The organism is Paenibacillus sp. UMB7766-LJ446, from assembly GCF_030226665.1.
GTDB classification, from domain to species: domain Bacteria; phylum Bacillota; class Bacilli; order Paenibacillales; family Paenibacillaceae; genus Paenibacillus; species Paenibacillus vandeheii.
Map to the genome: position 1 here is coordinate 109,056 of NZ_JASOYM010000007.1, position 17,538 is coordinate 126,593.

The following is a 17,538-nucleotide window of genomic DNA, read 5'->3' on the forward strand; positions in this document are numbered from 1 at the left end:
TTTTCTATCTTTATCTTACGTTTCACTATCTAGCCTAGCGATACGCATTCGTGGCTCCCACGACTTTAGCTTTTGCTTCTCTACTTCCAATAACCGCCTACCTGCAGCAGATTAAGCAGCACAGGCCGATGCTTCGCTTGAACAAGCTCCATTTCGGCTTTCAATGCCTCAAAGTGTTTCTTGGTTCCCATGGATTCATGAACCCGATAACACATCAACGGCTCATTGTAATAGAACAGCTCATAGAGCGGAAACAGTCTCAGCCACATCTCATAGTCATGCGTGTAACGAAAATCGGTGTCAAACATGCCGAACTTTCGAAATGCATCCATCTCTAGCATCACGGTACAGCCGTTAATTGGGCAACCTTCGGTCAACACCTGAAGCATCTCCAGACGACTTCCTACCTCCGGTCTCACCGTGTCCACCCACTCACTGTTTGCATCTACATAATGATAGGCCCCGTGACAGAATGATGCCTTGACGTCGAGCATGAATTTCAGTTGTTTCTCTACCCGGTCGAGCAGCATCACATCATCGGAGCTGAGCCACACAAAGTAATCCCCTGTCGCCTGTTTGATACCCTCGTTTAACGCGGTTGCCGTTCCACCATTCTCTTTTCGAATATAGCGAATGCGATCCATGAAGGGCTGCAGCCGCTCCACATGCTGCGTAGAGCCATCATCTACCACTATGACCTCAATATTCTGATACGTCTGGTGAACGGCGCTGTGAACAGCCTGCTCAATGTACGCGCAATTATAAAAAGGAATGACAATTGATACTTTCGGCTCCATTCGGTCCTCCCCTTTCTCCGCGTAAATAATCCCCATTCCCCCTATTATATGAGGACAGATCCGATAGGTATCGGGCATCTGTTGGCATAGCTACGCATAAATTATCCACAATTTAAATAAGCATCTTGCATTAATCCAGAGAGCGTCTTTCAATCAGTAGGAAACAGCTCGAAATGCTTCTATTCGTCTATATCTTGTTCCCAGAGCGAGTTTAGTGAATTATGAAAAATGCTTACAAAAAAAGAGGGCGTTATTCGGCCACCCTTGCGGCCTCCATAACCCCAACCAAGTTTTTTTTATCCTCCCATCACAGCAATTCGCTGTAACAAAGACTCCCGATATCTGGACCACACCATGGAGGCCTCCCGGCCGATGGAATCCGCATGACGTACCGACCCCATTTCTCCATGCCGTCGATATGCTGTGAGCGACTCGTTCAGATATGGAAAACGATGACCGTTCAGCAGGATACGCATCCATAGATCCAGATCATGTGTATAAGGCAACAGTTCGTCGAACAATCCCACCGCACTGAACAGATCCTTGCGAATCATCACGGTACAACCGTTCACCGGATTACCATTAACGAAGAGGCGCAGCCAATCTGGCTCAGGTACCGGGTCAGCCCCTCCGTTCAGCTTGGTCACCGCAGAATGTTCATTAATGTAATTAAAGTTGGTATGTGAGATGAGCACATTCTCCCGTTGCATAAATTCAACCTGATGACGAATCTTATCCGGATATAAAAGATCATCCGAACTTAACCATGCGATATAGTCCCCGGAGGCATGACGGATGCCGTGATTCAGAGCCGAAGCAGTGCCGCCGTTGCTTTTGCCAAGAACATAAATGTATGGAAGATACGGCTGAAGCAGCTCCGCATGCCGGGTAGAACCATCGTTGACGATAATGATCTCCACATCGGTATATGTCTGGTTCAGTGCACTCTGGATCGCTTGAGGCACATAGGGACAATTGTAAAATGGAATGACGATGGACACTTTCGGATTCATTCAGTCGACCTCCCATGCTGGGTACGAACATCACTCAGAATGTCCTGAAGAGATTGGGCAAATGGAATCAGTGGCTGCCAGCCCAACTTGCGCAGCGCCGAGAATTCCTGCTGATCTCCTGCCCCGTCCGGACCGGAAGAAGCGCCGTCCCATCGTACAGGCACCTCCGCTTCGGACATGGTAAGCAGCATATCCGCAATCTCTCCGAGGCTGCGCTCCGTGCCTGACACAACCGGGTATACATTCCCCGTGGTGCCTTGAACAAGCAGTGTTGCATAGGCTCTGACCGCATCCCGCACATCCAGAAAATCACGGGTATTATCCCGGCCGGATAGACGAAAGGCTTCCGTCTTGCCTTCCAGTTCACAGGCAACAATATGACGTGCAAGCAGCGAACATATGCCCGTCGAAGGGCCTGCCCCGATCAAATTCCCCGGCTCGGCCAGCATAATCTGCTGTCCAAAGAGAGACATCCAGGATAGAGATACCATTTCCTCCAGTGCTTTGCTGAGACTGTAGGGATGAGGGGGCTGCGGTGCACGACCGGGTTCGGCGGTATATTTTAATCGGGAACCTACAATAACGGTCCGTGCCGCCGGACAGCTTCTCAGCGCATCCAGTAAATACAGAACAGCCATCACATTGGTCTCCAGTACGAGCAACGGATCAGCCCATGAATCAGGTACGGAATTTTTACCTGCTAGATGCAGTACATAATCCGGTTTTACCTCATCAATCAGATGACGGACTTGCTGTTTATCGTTAAGATCACAGACATGTAGAGCCACGCCATCGCCAAACGAATGTATGCCTACCCGCCTGACCACCGCTGCCACCTCCGCACCAACTGCCCTGAAGTAAGCAACCGCATGCCGTCCAGTGAAGCCGGAGGCACCCGTGATCAGTACCTTTTTGCCTGTTAGCTCTGTTCCATCCATAATGCCAGCTCCTTCAGCATCGTAGAATAATCCGGAAGGTCTGTCTTCACATCCTCACGTGTGGATACTAACGTGCGGTCCTGCACAACGCTATCATCAGGTACGATAACAACATCCTGTTTATCCCATGTCTGTTTGAACAGCACAAGCAGATCGTGCTTGCTGACAGGCACCGGATGCGCCAGATGGATGAGACCACTGACCGGCGACGCCAGATAATGATCTACCCATTTGGCCAGTTCTAAGGTGGTCACTCCATTCCAGAAGACACGTGTATACCCACCAACCTCGCCTGTGCAGGACATGAACCAGTGCATCAAACCGATGCCGCCTTTTCGAATTTCAGGTCCTATAATGGACGTACGGATCGTCAGATGCCCGGCATCCTGAACTTCACCCAGTGCTTTCGTGATGGCATAGGCAGATGTTCCATCCGTTACATCATCCTCCCGGTATGCTCCCCGGTCCCCACTAAACACACAATCTGTACTGATGTGTATCAGACGTGCACCGATCGTATCGGCGATCCGCCGCAGACGATGCGGCAGAAATCCGTTAATATGATAAGCGGTAATTCTGTCTTCATCCGCAAAGCTGTTCAATACACCCACTGCATTAACGATGACATCCGGGTGCACAGCCTCCACCAGACGATCGACCATGAAGCAGTCGTTTACATCCAGCAGCAGACCGTTAGGATCGGATACATCCCGGGTCGTGTAGAAGACACTATGCACGCCTTGACGGCGGAAATAGTCGACCAAGATATGGCCGGCCATTCCGTTTCCCCCAAGTATCAGAAGTTTCATGACAGGAATCCTCCGCGTTGCAAAATTTCACGAATCTCTGCTTTGCTCATCAGTTGATGCTCGGAACTGAAGCTGCTGAAGGAGACCGGAGGACAGTTCGTGTAATGCTCTTTCAATCCCGGAATACCCAGTGTAGGCAAAATCACCAAATATTGCTCATCATATACGACGGTGGTCATGCTCTCGAATTCACTCATCAGAATTTCGTGAATCTTCTCACCAGGCCGAGTACCGCGCTCCACAATAGATACATTCTCCACACCTGAATCCTCAATCAGTACTTCTGCGAGATCTACAATTTTGCAGGTTGGCATCGTCATGACAAATATATCTCACCACCGACACTTTCCACCGAAGCCTTGAACAGCAATGTGATCGCATCTTTCAGGGTAAGAAAGAATCGGGTCATTTTCATATCCGTGATGGATACTTGACCTTTGGAACGAATCTGATTCTTGAATAAGTGTACGACACTGCCGTTCGTTCCAAGTACATTCCCACCACGTACGGTTACAAACCGAGTATTGCTGTGCAGCAGATTGGCATATACGATTAACTTCTCCCCGATTGCCTTCGTCATGCCATAGAAATTGGATGGATTCGCGGCCTTGTCGGTCGAAATATAAATGACTTTTTCCACATTATTTTCAATCGCAGCTTCAATGACATTCTGTGTGCCGATCACATTGGTTTTGAGTGCTTCATACGGTTGGTCTTCACACACCGGCACATGCTTGAGCGCTGCGAGATGAAATACATAATCCACATGCTGACAGGCAACGGTTAGGGCATCCTTGTCTCGAATATCACCAATGCGAAAATGAAGACGCGGGTCTTCGAATTCACGACTCATTGCCACTTGGCTGGACTCATTCCGGGAGTAAACAATAATCTCCTTGGGCTGCTGGGGCAGCAGTTGAGCCACAAGTTCATAACCCCATGATCCCGTACCGCCAGTCACGAGTATACGCTTATTTTCAAACATGCATTTTCCCTCCAAGCAGAAATTTGACCACTTTACTGGATACATCGGTTGCTTTGTAACCTTGTGGGCAATCCCAGTCGTTTGACATTTCGGTCATTACTTTCACACAGCCCGCAATACGCTCCGCATCCAGACCTGAGACCACGTTACTGCCGCAATCCACGGTCTCCGGACGTTCTGTCGTTCGACGCATGGTTACCGTAGGCACTCCCATGATGCAGCACTCCTCCTGTACGGTTCCACTATCTGTAAGTGCACAGCGTGCATGTCGTTCCAACATCACGAAGTCGAAAAAACCGAATGGCTCGTGAAATTCCACCAGCGGGTGCATCTCCAGCTGCAGATGCTCGGCAATTCGAATGGCCGTTCGAGGGTGAATGCTGCATATGACTCGCATGGCATGTTCTTCAGCGACCTGGTTCAAGCCTTTCATGATTTCCAGCAAATGTGGAGGGTGGTCGACATTTTCCGCCCGATGGGCCGTAACCAAGAAATATTTCCCGGACTTCAGCTTCAATTTCTTTAGTATTTTGCTGGAACTCACTTGTGCGTCGTAGTGTTGCATCACTTCATAGATTGGGTTACCTGTCAGCACGATTCGGCGACTGGGCACTCCTTCACTAACCAGATGTTTCTTACTCTGTTCGGTATACGGCATGTTAATGGTGGAAATGGCGTCGATAACCCTACGATTTTTCTCCTCGGGTACATCCAGATCAAAGCATCGATTGCCTGCTTCCATATGAATGACGGGTATGCCCATCCGTTCTGCCAGAACGGCACATAATGCACTGTTCGTATCCCCGAGCAGCAGTACTTTATCCGGTTTCTCCTGATGTAATAGATCTTCTATTTGTGTAAACATCGAGGATAACTGTCGACCCAGCGAGGCCGCTTCATCCTGAAGGACGTAGTCCGGCGCCCGCAGGCCCATTTCCTTGAAGAAAAGACCGCTGAGACTTTCCGTGAAGTTCTGTCCCGTGTGTACCAGAATATGTTTGGACGCGTACTGGTCCAGCTTGGAAATGATCAGGCTGAGCCGTATAATTTCAGGTCGCGTACCCAGCACCGTCATGATCTTCATCGTAACCCCTGCCTTCATCGTCTATTGGATAATCTCCGGCGAACCCGGCTTCGTTTGGCTATGCCAGGCACACGTTTGCGCACAGTCGGTTTCATCACACGCACACGCTGTTTCTTCTTTTTGCTTGGCTTCAGTTTTCTTCTACCAGTTCCCGTTCCTCGTTTCAACCGGTAACGTCTCCCCCTGCGGTGAGGCGATTTCGGATAACGACTTCGACGTGTTCTGTGGCTTGAGTAAGGTTCTGATTCTTCATGAACAGGCTGACCGATGGCAAGCGGAGGCAAGGACGAGAGCGGCAAGGCCTGCATCACACTCAATGGGAACAATCGTGTCCGAACCGAAGCCGGATCCAGAATCAGCACGGTTCGCAAACGGCCCTCATCCCAAGCGTACACTGGCCCATTCGGAGGCTGAATGTACGGAAACCATCCGGGAAAACGCATCAACCACTGTGTCACCATCGTATGCAGCTTTGCCCTGTAGGTTTCAATACCGTACAGCTTTTCCGCTTCTGTCCGATTACGCCAACCGGTGTCTGAGGCCAGTTCAGGATCATTTAGCAGGGTTGTTGCCAAGGTGACAAGCTCTTGGGAATCCCCGGCCGGGGCCAAAAATGCACCACTTCCTACCGATTCCAGCAATTCCTTGAGTCCGCCCTGTGCAAAAGCGATAACCGGTTTGGCGAAATAAAGCCCCTCCAGCGCGGTCATGCCGAAGCCTTCTTTGACCATGCTCGGAATAACCACCATATCCATGGCCGTATAGGCCAGTGATACGTTCTCTTCAAACGGCGTAAAGGTAAATCTGCGATAATAACCGGATTTTTTCACCCGTGATACACATTCGTCATAATACTTTTTGTCCGCTGATGTACCAATGATCCAGAAACGGCAGCGTGGATGGGTTTCACACAATTGCAGAGCCATATCTACAAAAGGTTTCAGACCTTTGGCATCATATATGAAGGAAGAGATGTAACCGATACAGATCTGCGATGACTTGAAACCAAGCTCTTTGCGCTTGCGTTCTCTCAAATGAACCCATCGTTCCGGAGCCGGCAAGGCCGGGTCCCAAGTTGGGGAAATCACGGTCAATTTGGAACTCATGCCTGCTTGCTTGAATGGCGCTACGGCACTTTCGGATATACCTATGATCCAGTCCGAGTAACGCCCAATCATCTGTACGGCTTCGTTTGTATGCTCATTCAACTCAATAATTTCGGTAATCTTCCAAATCACCGGAATTTGCAGAGACTTCGCTGCTACGGCAGGCATCACATTGACACAGGTATTCGTTAACACCAGATCAGGTGCAGTCTCCCGGATAAGGGAGACCACGTCCTGGTAAGCTGGCTTATGACGAAGCTGTTCTGCATCCGTTGCAATCCCCCGGTAAGGTGTGTACACACCGTGAAGCATCGGCAGGAAGCATACTTTGACCTGAATATCGAATCTCCGTGCAAGTCCGGCAAGCTTACCTTCCTGAGGAACCACGAGTACACAATCGAAGATGGAACCCATCTCTCTCATAAAATGAAGCAACAGCTTCTCCGCCCCCGTAATGCTGCGGGTGTTGCACACATGGGAAAACAACATGAGTTTGGGTTTAGTCGCCATGGCTGCACGGACCCTGAACACGAATATCCAGGGTTCTGTGCACACCTCCTTCCGGACAGGATTAAGGGAATATAATACTCAGCAGTTCGTTGATTCTTTTGCCATACGTGTGATCCTTCAATGTCCGTTCCAGTCCTCGAAGTGCAATCTCACGACGCTCTTTCTCATGATGGAGATAGTATTCAACCTTATCGAGCAGCTCCTGAGGGGAAGAGTAGGTCTCGATTTCCACACCCGGTTTATAGAAACGTGCCAGGTCATCCCGCGCATCGGTCAATTGAAGGGTTGTGGAAGCTGCGATTTCAAAAGTTCTCGGATTCGGGGAGGCTGGTGGAATTTTAACATGGTTGTTATTGACGGAATCGTCTTCGTGGGAGCGGTGAAGGTTGATGACAATTTTGGTGCCGTTATAGACATCGTTCGTTTCCTGCGGACTCATCCAGCGACCCAGTTCAATCTTCTCGCCGTAAGCAGCATAGTCAGGCAAGCGATCCCACCAGATGCCATTAAATACGGTATTGTGCGACATCAACTGTGCCATGATCGGATTGAAGAAATACACCCGGTTCCAGTAAGCCGAACCGATAAAGCTGACATCCCGGTGCAATGGAGATGGAGTAGTGATCGGGAAGTAATGGTTGGTGAATGCAGCAAAGGGCAGGTAGTGAACAGAAGGGCAGCCATTTTGTCGATACAACTCGACACAGTTCAGCTCCAATGTGAACACATGGTCAAAATGCTGTACTGTCTCAAGTGTCATATCCGTATAGTACGGATCATCCGTGAGCCAAATTGCTGTCCTAATGCCTGCTTGACGAATCGCATCCAGATGTTCCAACGGAATATCCATGCCATCCAGTACAAGCACCAGGTCAGGGTGGGTTTGCAGCGCAATTTCAGATACAGGCTGACGCGGGTCGGAAAGAGTTACCTGGGCAACCATGCCCTGCAATGTTGCCATGATGGCTTCATCCAGTGGGGAATATGGGAATCCTTTGCCCGAAGATACATACAGCACGTGAAGCTGCCGGAACGGCAATGGCTCCTGTGCACAATTGACAATATAGTTGGCACGGCCGCGCAGATATCCTTCTTCCTTGCCCGCATCATATCCGGCATGTTGCCCGTTTTTGCGTGCTTGGTCAGCCAGACTGAGCACTGGTGCATGAAACTTTCTCGTTTTACGGTGTTTGAGAGACATACCGCCACTCCTTTTATTTTTGGGATAGGGTTCTCTAACTCTGCTGTCCTGCAGAAAGAGATTTACACGTGCTCCAGCATCTGAGCGATACGACGGGTGAACGTATGCTGGTTCAACGTGGTGAGCAGCCCACGCCAGGCTAACGCTTGCCGTTCCTTTTCATGGTGCAGATAATATTTGATTTTATGCTGAAGTTCTGCCGCCGTTGTAAAGGTTTCGATGTCATACCCGGGCCGGTAGTAGCGTGGCAGATCTTGGCGTGCATCCGTAATCTGCATCGTGCCACAGGCGCTGATTTCATACGTGCGTGGATTAATGGAATGACCTTCAAGATGATGTGTATTGCGATTGTCTTCCCCGTTCTCGCAAGTCCGATGAACGTTAATGACGATTTTGGCTCCATTGTAATAATCCACTGTCGCTCCAGGATCAATCCAGCCTTCATGGATAAAATTGCCCAGGATGTCGAAGCGTTTCAGCCGGTTCCACTGGCTGCCGGCAATGAATACCTTTTTGTCCGCCAAAAAAGGAGCCAGCTCGTCGAACAGTGCAATTCGGTTCCAGAATCCGGTGCCGATAAAACAAATGTCATACTGATGCTGTGGTGCCGTACGTCTGGGTTGAAACATGCCCGGGTTCACTGCAAGGGGCATATAGATCACTCGACCCGCTCCATGTGCAGTATAGAACGGCACGGCCGCTTCCTCATGCGTGAACACGACATCATAATGCTGACAGATGGTTGTCGTATCTTCAGTAAAGTACGGGTCATCCACAAACCATACCGCTGTTCGAATTCCCAGTGCCCTTATGCCATTCACCTGCTCCAGATGATCGGGTGGGAATACGTGTAGTCCATTCATGACCAGTACCAGATCGGGCCTGTGCTGGCTGGCTTCCTGCAGCATGTTTGCCGGCGATCCGACAACACACTCACGAACCGATTGCTGCAGAGCTCCAATGACGCCTTCATCGATGGCATCGAATCCCTGTGGAATATACAGCACTTTCATATTTCGCACGGTCGGCTCAAACATCTGCACTCGCTCCATCATGGCCTGACAGCCGCCAAATCTGCGGCCTTCTACATATCCGCCACGGTAAGCCGTCGCCGCTTCTGTGGGCGGTCGGTGTCTTCGTTTTGCCACATCCTTCACCCTGTCTTCCTTCAGGAGATCCCATTGTCAGATTCTCCCCGAGATTGGTGTTCCCTCTAAAGGATATGCCCCGGGGTCAGATGCATCATGGACGGGTGTCCTGCAAGGCGCAAAATTGGCGTCTGCCCTCCACATCCGCCTGCACGGGCATGTCCGCTTTTGAGGCGATACAAATAACCCGGAGGGATCTGTCCCCCCGGGCAATCGTCATACACTGGGATGCATCTATCACTATTTAGAAAATGCACACCTATTCGGTTATTGCGCTTTGTAAGCCAGCTGATGTCCGTCCTCGAATCCCTTGGCGAAACCCGCGTTGAATCCCTCGTTGTACGCCTCGTTGTACCCCTGGCTGTAGGCGCTGTCCGGGTTCGGATCGGTAGGGGTAGCCGGGACGAACGGTTGTGCAGGTTTCACACTCCGGTGCCGTCGTACCGTACGTTTCTTTTTTTTGAGCCACGCACTGCGTCCTTTGAGAGTACGTTTATGCAGTACACGTTTGCCTTTGACCGCACGCAGTTTACGGATTTTGCGCAGACGGGCCCCCCGAGTAAGCAGAGCTCTTTTGGTTCTCAGACGTATTTTTTTCTTCTTTAACATGTCAACATTCCTCCTGTAGGTTCCGGACCATGCGTATCGCATATCCAGGGTCTTTGAGCCATGGCTCTCCAGGCTCCCCATGCTGGATTTGGGCCAGCCTTATCCCCGTAACCATCCGGGACATCTCCTCTTGATAACGGCTAAGTAGACGAATGTTCTCAGCCAGACTGCGGGCGGATACTTCCGAGTGGGCAGACACGCTGGCCACACTGTCCAGAATGCGGGCGAGCGCCTGCTGACTGTGTGCAATGGACTCAATGAGGGACAGTTTCGCTTCCTGCTCACGCCGCAACAGACTCATTTTCCGAGATCCCCCATATCCATACCGCCAAACATGCCACCGTCCATGCCGCCTTCTTCACCATCGCTCTGGACCAAAATGGCCTTCAGGTTGTTGCATAATCCGGTTTCCATTCGGGTCAGTCCTTCCAGTATTTCCACCAGCTGATCATGCATCTTGAGTGGCTCCGCCACCTGATCGCTATGCGTCAGAAAAGCTTCACCATTCAGATGATTAAGCGCCCAGTTCCTTACCTTCTCGGCTTCAATCGCCTTGGCCTCCAAAATCAGGGCAATATTCCACTGCATTTTGGCGGCTGCATCCAGCATCAGGATGAGGCTTTGTTCTCTGCTCATGTCCATTCACCCGCCTTTCGGGCTTATTCTTCCTCTTGATCCGCCATCTCCCGCATCACCTGGGTCAGTGTTTCGGCTACGGCTTCTTCCAGATCTGCCAGGCCTCCCAAATAGGAGATGATGCTTTTGTTGATTTGTCCTGAGCTGTCCAGCAGACCGTCAACGCCATCCAGCTCCGGTTCGATATCCGGCAAATGATTAATGATTTCAGACATGCGCACTGCGACTTGACGTTTGGCATCCAGTACACGTGCAACCTGCTGGTGAGAATGTGCAATATGTGTGAGTATTTCATCGATCTTGCTCTGCATGGTCCTCCTCCTTACCGTCACGGCCTGCTTTCACCCATAGAAAAACCCGGCCTATCAGCATTTGCCTGCTACAGCATATGCCGGGCCGGGATCGTCAGTTACTCCAGCTTGCGCCTATATCGTCAGATGACATAACTCCAATCGGATGAGTATCGGCTGAGGAATTGGCGGGTACGCTCCTGTTTGGGACGCACGAATACCTCCTCCGGTGTTCCTTCTTCCACGACGGAACCCCCATCCATGAATACAACTCGATTCGCCACCTCGCGGGCAAAGCCCATTTCATGGGTGACAACAATCATGGTGATGCCTTCCTTGGCAATGGATCGAATGACGGACAGCACCTCACCTACCAACTCGGGATCAAGCGCCGAGGTAGGTTCATCGAACAGAATCACTTCTGGATTCAATGCCAGCGCCCGAGCAATACCAACCCGCTGCTGCTGTCCACCTGACAGCATGCTGGGATACTCATTGATCTTGGCGGACAGTCCCACTTGTTCAAGCACACGTAAGGCTCGTTCACGAGCATCTGTTTTGGACATCTTCTGGGCAATAATTAACCCTTCGGTAACGTTGTCCAGCACTGTTTTATGTTTGAACAGATTATAATGCTGGAACACCATCGCCGTTTTTCGTCGTAACTGCACAATGTCATGTTTGCGCGCATGCTTGCAGTCTACGGTTAACCCGCTGATCTGTACCTTGCCCTCATCGGCACGTTCAAGAAAATTCACACAACGCAGTAATGTCGTTTTACCTGACCCGCTTGGTCCAAGAATGGCAACAACATCCCCCTGTTCCACAGTCAGATCAATGCCTTTCAACACTTCCTGGTGGCCAAAAGATTTGTGTATATTCGTCAGTGATATCATGACACCCCTCCTTTGCTGTACACGGCAACCCTGCGTTCCAGCAAAGCTGTAATTCGTTCGGCAATTACTGTCAGACCCCAATAGATTAATGCAGCAGCAATGAAAGCCTCCAGAAATTTCAGACTGACCGAAGCGACCACATCCGCTTTGCCGAGAATATCCATCTGAGACACGGTGAACGCCAGGGTTGATCCGTGCAGGAAACCAACAAACATGCTGCACAGATTCGGCAGAACTGCACCAACTGCCTGCGGTAAAATAATGCGTCTTATGGCCTGAGAGGTACTCATGCCCACAGCATGGGCAGCTTCCATCTGCCCGGTATCCACCGCCAGAATACCGGAACGGATAATCTCAGACATATAGGCTCCCGCAGTTAACGAGAAGGCAAACAGCACAAATACCAGAATCGGAATGGAAGACGATTGAAAAGCCCAACCGTACCGGGCAGCAAGCTTGTCGATGATCAGCGGAATTCCGTAATAGATTAGAAACAAGTGCATCAGCATCGGTGTACCACGGAAAAACGAAACATAGAAATCAGCGATTCGGTAGACCCATGGTACCTTATAGATACGCACCAAAGCAGTAACCAGACCCATGCCAAAGCCTGCGATCAACGGTACAATCGTAATGACGAGTGTCAGTGGCAATGCCTTTAGAATCTGGAAAAAAGAGGTGTAGATAAAGTTAAAATCAATAGACATTCGCTCACCCCGCTATTCGTTTCAGGCGTTCAGCTCTTATCGCTGGCCCACGGACTTCTTTTTTGCGTTCGTGACGCTGGAGTCTGCGTTCTGCGAGCGCAAATCCCTTTTCAAGTACAAGCACGATAACATAGTAGACGATCGATAGACTAATATACACTTCAAGTGCATGCGATGTAGCCGAGATCAGCGTTTGCCCCCTGCCCACCATATCCATGACCCCAATGGAAAAAGCCAGAGACGTATCCTTTAACGAACCAATCAACGTATTCGCCATATTCGGAAAAGCAACAATGAGCGCCTGCGGTACCACAATGCGTCGAAATGACTGAAACGTGGTCAAGCCCGCAGCATAAGCTGCTTCCGTCTGGCCCTTGTCCACACTGCGTACAGCTCCGCGAAAGATTTCCGCAAAGGACGCTGCATCACTGAGCGCATAAGTCACGATGACAAATACCAGCGGATCAGTTCTGGACAAATCCATACCTATGGGCTTGAGTAATTCAGGTAATCCGTAATAGACCAGAAACAATTTGATGAGAATCGGTGTGCCCCGCATAAAAGAGATGTACAGGGTCGCGAGCTGGCTCAGCACCGGAATCCGGTATAATCTCGGAACCGCCAGAAGCACACCGCCCGCAAGGCCAAGCACAATGGAACCACCCAGTACAATCAGTGTAATATGCAAATATCGCAGCAGTTCGGGGACAAAATCCAGAACCAATGACAGATCGAATGATTTACCCATAACCGTCGTTCACCTTTCTCAACACTATTCCTCAACCGTGTAATCGGCTCCCAGCCACTCTGTGCTCAATTTGCTTAATGTGCCATCTTCCTTGATTGATTTGAGCGCTTCATCAATTTTTGTTTTGAGCTCCTGCTCATCCTTATTCAGAATAAAATAGACTTTGGAATTGGACAGCGCTTCACCAACTGTTTTCAATTGGGCATCCACTACTTTATTCTGATAATCGATGGCAAACTGTGTACTGATGGTTGCATCCACCCGGCCTGTTTTGATCTGGGTATTCGTATCTTCCCCTGCTCCGGAATACACAATATCAATGACTTTGCCATTCGCTGCATTCCATTTTTCAGCCAATACAGCTGCATTACTTGTTGCGCCAACAATCAGCTTCTTCCCTTTCAGATCCTCGATGGATTTTACATCCTGGTTTTTCTCGCTGACTACGATTTTATTAGGAAAAATATTATACGCCTCGTCGTTAAAGAGGAACTTGGCCTGCCTCTCTTCATTCACTTCCATCTGGTGAGCGATCAGGTCTATTTTCTTCGTTTCAAGACTGAGCAGCAGATTTTTGAATTCCATCGTACTGAACTCAAATTCATATTCAGGCAATCGTTTATCAATCTCGCGAATCAGCTCTACATCGTATCCGGTCAGCTTGCCATTCTCATCAATAAAGCAAACATTCGGGAATTGAGTGCCTGTACCCACGATAATCTTCTTCACTTTATCTTGACCGGACGCAGATGCGGTATCCGATTCATTCGCTGCATTGCCTGAGCTGCAACCCGCCAGTACCACCAACATCGTAATGAACAGCAATGCTGTCCGGATTTTCCGAATCCCCCATTGATTAACCATTCCCGATCTCCTCCACAGGCTGTCATTTCAGCCAATATGATGTGTACTCCCATTCCTCATCTTTGATTTAACTAACCATTCACACTTGTATAGTCGGAGTTAGGTTGAACAAAGAATAGCACCCTATGTCATATCCAGGCAATATATATGTTAATAGGACATCCTGATAACGTTATAGAACTTCTCTATGCTTCACCAGCGATATGATCTAAAAGTAAAGCAAAAGAAGCGATTCACCAACCAGGTTGGGGATCGCTTCTACAATTCCAGATCACTTCATTTCAATTACGCATCTATCTGCGACTGGCCCATTTAATTTTACGAGCCACTTCTATACGCTGCAATTGCAACAATCCGATTCGTTCTTCAAACTTCTTGCGTTCATCCGTTGAATGGGTCGCGTGAATCTGGTGGCGGAGACCTGTCAGTTTACTGTTGATATAGTCAAATCTCATCCATAATTCTTCTTCAGGTGTGCGCTGCTCCGCTTCCGGCTGAAATATTTTGAGCTGGTGGATAAGGGACTGCTGCCATTCCTGGTCCTCGATTTGGATGGCAAAATGCAAAAGATCCAGATAGTCGTCAATTTGCAACGATATACCGCAATCAGATTTCGTATTCATTAGTCGTCTCTCCTTATTTCAGTTCTTGGCTGGAATCAGTCATTTCTATTTTACAGGATGGAGCATGCTTTAGGCGAGTCCTGAAACGAGTAAAATTGGAAAAAGTTTTGTCATTTTTACATATAGAAGCTTTCGATGGACTTATAGACAGATCTGATTCGAGAATTATATTCCAACCATCAATTTCATGATAAAATAACACCAAAATATTAAACCAACTTAACAGGTTGGAATAGATGATTTCCATAGAAGGGATTGATCGACCATGACCGAACAATACCGATTGGCTACGCTTGAAGATGCCGAACAATTGCAGGCGGTTACCGTGGATGCCTATGAGTCGATTCGGGCCCTGAACATTCCTTTTCCAGCCGGACACGCTACACTGGAAGTCATCCAGAATAATATTGTACAGCATGAATGCTATATTCTTGAAAAAGGGGGAGAGATCATTGCCACGGTTACCCTTGACCGAGCAGAAGATCCACAGCGGCAAGCCATCAGCCCTTATCCCTTCATCCGCTGGTTCGCGGTAAGCCCAGCGCACAAAAGCCAGGGTTACGGCTCCAAGCTGCTGGATTGGGTGGAGCAGCATATCATTCTGCAAAAGCTTGATGCTCCTGCCGTGTTTCTGGCAACGGCGACCCGACACCCCTGGCTTGCACCCATGTATGAACGGAGGGGGTACGAACCTTTTCACATCAAAACGGTACAGACACCTGAACGGCAGGAAGAGATTGTATTTATGGTCAAAACGCTGGACCCTTCGCGTTATAAGTCCCCTTCTGTACAAACCGGATAAGTAAAAAGCGTCTTGGATGAACGAAACCATACATGATATACGCGACTATCCCCGGCACAAATCATTCAAAAACCCGCTCCGAGGAAAGATTCCTCGAGCGGGTTTTGTCTTATTCACATGGATGGCTCAAATCATGCCTTGCCGTCACGCGGCTGTCTGGTTAATAGCAGCATGATAAACGAAATGATAATAATGGAGCCTGTCCAGGCCCAGGCCATCGTCTGATTGCCCGAATCGACAGCAACATAGATCGCAGTGGGTACGGTTTGCGTTCTGCCCGGAATGTTACCTGCAATCATGAGCGTAGCTCCGAATTCCCCTAGTGCACGAGCGAAACCCAGGATGAAAGCCGTCATCAATGCTCTCCCCGCAAGCGGAAGCGAGATATAACGGAATACCTGCCATTCATTCGCTCCTATGGAGCGGCCTGCATCTTCCAGATCCCGATCAATCCCGCTAAATCCGGATTTCATCGTCTGATATACCAATGGGAAAGCAACCACCACGGAGGCAATCACGGCAGCCCACCAGGAGAAAATGACAGGCGCGGAGAATATCGCTTCGATCCACTGTCCCAGCAGACTCTTACGACCCAATAACACGAGTAATATAAACCCGACCACGGTCGGCGGAAGCACGAGCGGAAGCATAAATACAGTTTCTAGAAAAATTTTTCCACGGAACGTAGTACGCGACATCTTCCAGGCCACAGCGATACCCGCCACTGCTGCAATTACGCTGGACAGCAGGGCAACCTGAAGGGAAAGACGAACCGGTGGCCAGAATACCGCCCAGTCTATTGCGCTCACATTCATTCCGGAATAGAGAATCCGTATTTGGCAAATACATCGAGCACTTCAGGGGTTTGCAAATACGTGTAGAATTGTTCCGCTTCTGTCCGGTGCTTCGTACCTTCAATAATCCCAACTGGATAATTGGCAGGTGTATAGCTGTTCTTGTCCACTTCAAATGCAACTTTCACCTGATCCGAAGTGAGCGCGTCCGTTTTGTACACAAAACCCGCATCCGCATTGCCTGTCTCTACATATTGCAGAACCTGTCTGACATCCTTGCCCTGCACAAGCTTGCCTTCCAGCTGATCCCATAGTTTGGCATTGGTCAGTGCTTCCTTGGCGTAGGTTCCTGCAGGTACACTATCAGGTATACCAATTGCGACTGTCTTGATGGAATCGGCCGTCAGATCCTTCTCACTTGTTACGGTATTCGAGTTATCCGCTGGAATAATGGCTACCAATGAATTTTGCAGCAAATTCTTCTGATCACCGGATGCAATCAACTTCTCGTCCACGAGCGCGTTCATATTTTTGGTCGCAGCCGATACAAAAACATCTGCTGGCGCACCTTGTTCAATCTGCTGTTGCAATGCACCTGATGCACCAAAGTTAAAGTTGAGTTCAATGTAGGGATGAGACTTCTCATAATTCGCCTCAATCTCCTTCATCGCATCGGTCAAACTGGCTGCTGCCGAGATCGTCAATTCCACTGTTTCCTGCGGATCGGTACTTTCAGTTGATGTACCCTCGCCTGATGCTGCTGGAGTTGACCCCGTTTGTTGTGTTGCTGTGGATGTATCTGTACTCTCCGTGCTTGCACCACAACCGGCCAATACGAGAGCCAGTCCAAGTGACATACTCCCCAACACATATCCAATACTCTTTTTCATCTACTTCTCCCCCGATGTTATGTTTAGTTATAACTAGATATAATTAATTATATTTCATTATACATAAGATCATTGAAATAGGAAGGTC

The 17,538-nt window shown here is 49.3% G+C and carries 20 protein-coding genes and 1 pseudogene; 1 reads left to right on the top strand and 20 read right to left on the bottom strand.

Translation table 11 applies throughout. The annotated features are described in order from the left end of the window. Positions 1-80 precede the first annotated feature (80 nt). The 18 genes and pseudogenes from QP794_RS18290 to QP794_RS18375 all read right to left on the bottom strand — a co-directional run bounded on the left by QP794_RS18290 (position 81) and on the right by QP794_RS18375 (position 14,964). The gene (locus tag QP794_RS18290) at positions 81-797 is read right to left on the bottom strand and encodes a glycosyltransferase (RefSeq protein WP_285078389.1); all 717 of its coding nucleotides are present in this window, start codon (positions 795-797) and stop codon (positions 81-83) included. A 296-nt stretch (positions 798-1,093) separates the two neighbouring features. Beyond that, positions 1,094-1,810, bottom strand: a complete 717-nt coding sequence (locus tag QP794_RS18295) for a glycosyltransferase (RefSeq protein WP_079347545.1) — start codon at positions 1,808-1,810, stop codon at positions 1,094-1,096. Then, positions 1,807-2,748: an NAD-dependent epimerase/dehydratase family protein gene (locus QP794_RS18300; RefSeq protein WP_285078391.1), complete on the bottom strand. Its 942-nt coding sequence runs from the start codon at positions 2,746-2,748 to the stop codon at positions 1,807-1,809. Before QP794_RS18300 ends, QP794_RS18295 begins: the two co-directional genes overlap by 4 nt. After that, positions 2,730-3,557, bottom strand: a complete 828-nt coding sequence (locus QP794_RS18305) for a dTDP-4-dehydrorhamnose reductase family protein (RefSeq protein ID WP_094938318.1) — start codon at positions 3,555-3,557, stop codon at positions 2,730-2,732. The genes QP794_RS18300 and QP794_RS18305 overlap by 19 nt, the downstream gene beginning before the upstream one ends. Continuing rightward, positions 3,554-4,542, bottom strand: a pseudogene (locus QP794_RS18310) (polysaccharide biosynthesis protein). Before QP794_RS18310 ends, QP794_RS18305 begins: the two are co-directional and overlap by 4 nt. Next, entirely contained in the window at positions 4,535-5,626 is a 1,092-nt protein-coding gene (gene wecB, locus QP794_RS18315) for a non-hydrolyzing UDP-N-acetylglucosamine 2-epimerase (protein ID WP_285078522.1), read from the bottom strand. The pseudogene QP794_RS18310 and the gene wecB overlap by 8 nt, the downstream one beginning before the upstream one ends. 14 nt (positions 5,627-5,640) lie before the next feature. Continuing rightward, positions 5,641-7,263 (bottom strand): glycosyltransferase family 4 protein, encoded by a 1,623-nt coding sequence (locus tag QP794_RS18320; protein WP_285078394.1) that lies wholly within the window; start codon positions 7,261-7,263, stop codon positions 5,641-5,643. A gap of 40 nt (positions 7,264-7,303) precedes the next feature. Continuing rightward, positions 7,304-8,443 carry a CgeB family protein gene (locus QP794_RS18325; RefSeq protein WP_285078396.1) on the bottom strand — a complete coding sequence of 380 codons (1,140 nt, stop codon included), beginning with the start codon at positions 8,441-8,443 and terminating at the stop codon, positions 7,304-7,306. 62 nt (positions 8,444-8,505) lie between these two features. After that, positions 8,506-9,600, bottom strand: a complete 1,095-nt coding sequence (locus tag QP794_RS18330) for a CgeB family protein (protein ID WP_285078398.1) — start codon at positions 9,598-9,600, stop codon at positions 8,506-8,508. 258 nt (positions 9,601-9,858) lie between these two features. Next, positions 9,859-10,200: a hypothetical protein gene (locus tag QP794_RS18335; protein ID WP_285078400.1), complete on the bottom strand. Its 342-nt coding sequence runs from the start codon at positions 10,198-10,200 to the stop codon at positions 9,859-9,861. A gap of 1 nt (position 10,201) precedes the next feature. Further along, positions 10,202-10,501 (bottom strand): hypothetical protein, encoded by a 300-nt coding sequence (locus QP794_RS18340; protein ID WP_094938316.1) that lies wholly within the window; start codon positions 10,499-10,501, stop codon positions 10,202-10,204. Further along, complete coding sequence (locus tag QP794_RS18345) at positions 10,498-10,836, bottom strand: alpha-helical endospore appendage domain-containing protein (RefSeq protein WP_024632559.1); 339 nt, start codon at positions 10,834-10,836, stop codon at positions 10,498-10,500. Before QP794_RS18345 ends, QP794_RS18340 begins: the two co-directional genes overlap by 4 nt. A 23-nt stretch (positions 10,837-10,859) precedes the next feature. Then, entirely contained in the window at positions 10,860-11,147 is a 288-nt protein-coding gene (locus QP794_RS18350; RefSeq protein ID WP_024632560.1) for a hypothetical protein, read from the bottom strand. A gap of 122 nt (positions 11,148-11,269) precedes the next feature. Further along, positions 11,270-12,022, bottom strand: a complete 753-nt coding sequence (locus tag QP794_RS18355) for an amino acid ABC transporter ATP-binding protein (protein WP_285078403.1) — start codon at positions 12,020-12,022, stop codon at positions 11,270-11,272. Then, positions 12,019-12,729 (bottom strand): amino acid ABC transporter permease, encoded by a 711-nt coding sequence (locus QP794_RS18360; protein ID WP_285078404.1) that lies wholly within the window; start codon positions 12,727-12,729, stop codon positions 12,019-12,021. The genes QP794_RS18355 and QP794_RS18360 overlap by 4 nt, the downstream gene beginning before the upstream one ends. Positions 12,730-12,733: 4 nt before the next feature. Continuing rightward, entirely contained in the window at positions 12,734-13,477 is a 744-nt protein-coding gene (locus QP794_RS18365) for an amino acid ABC transporter permease (RefSeq protein ID WP_285078405.1), read from the bottom strand. A gap of 24 nt (positions 13,478-13,501) precedes the next feature. Further along, on the bottom strand, positions 13,502-14,341 hold the full coding sequence (locus tag QP794_RS18370; RefSeq protein WP_285078406.1) for a transporter substrate-binding domain-containing protein: 840 nt from the start codon (positions 14,339-14,341) through the stop codon (positions 13,502-13,504). 293 nt (positions 14,342-14,634) lie between these two features. Continuing rightward, the gene (locus QP794_RS18375) at positions 14,635-14,964 is read right to left on the bottom strand and encodes a hypothetical protein (RefSeq protein WP_285078407.1); all 330 of its coding nucleotides are present in this window, start codon (positions 14,962-14,964) and stop codon (positions 14,635-14,637) included. A 265-nt stretch (positions 14,965-15,229) separates the two neighbouring features. Here QP794_RS18375 and QP794_RS18380 point away from each other — a divergent pair, with 265 nt between their 5' ends. Continuing rightward, positions 15,230-15,766: a GNAT family N-acetyltransferase gene (locus QP794_RS18380; RefSeq protein WP_285078408.1), complete on the top strand. Its 537-nt coding sequence runs from the start codon at positions 15,230-15,232 to the stop codon at positions 15,764-15,766. 131 nt (positions 15,767-15,897) lie between these two features. Here QP794_RS18380 and modB read toward each other — a convergent pair whose 3' ends face one another. Next, entirely contained in the window at positions 15,898-16,581 is a 684-nt protein-coding gene (gene modB / locus QP794_RS18385; RefSeq protein WP_285078409.1) for a molybdate ABC transporter permease subunit, read from the bottom strand. Beyond that, positions 16,578-17,450 (bottom strand): molybdate ABC transporter substrate-binding protein, encoded by an 873-nt coding sequence (modA, locus tag QP794_RS18390; protein ID WP_285078410.1) that lies wholly within the window; start codon positions 17,448-17,450, stop codon positions 16,578-16,580. The genes modB and modA overlap by 4 nt, the downstream gene beginning before the upstream one ends. Between the last annotated feature and the right edge of the window lie 88 nt (positions 17,451-17,538).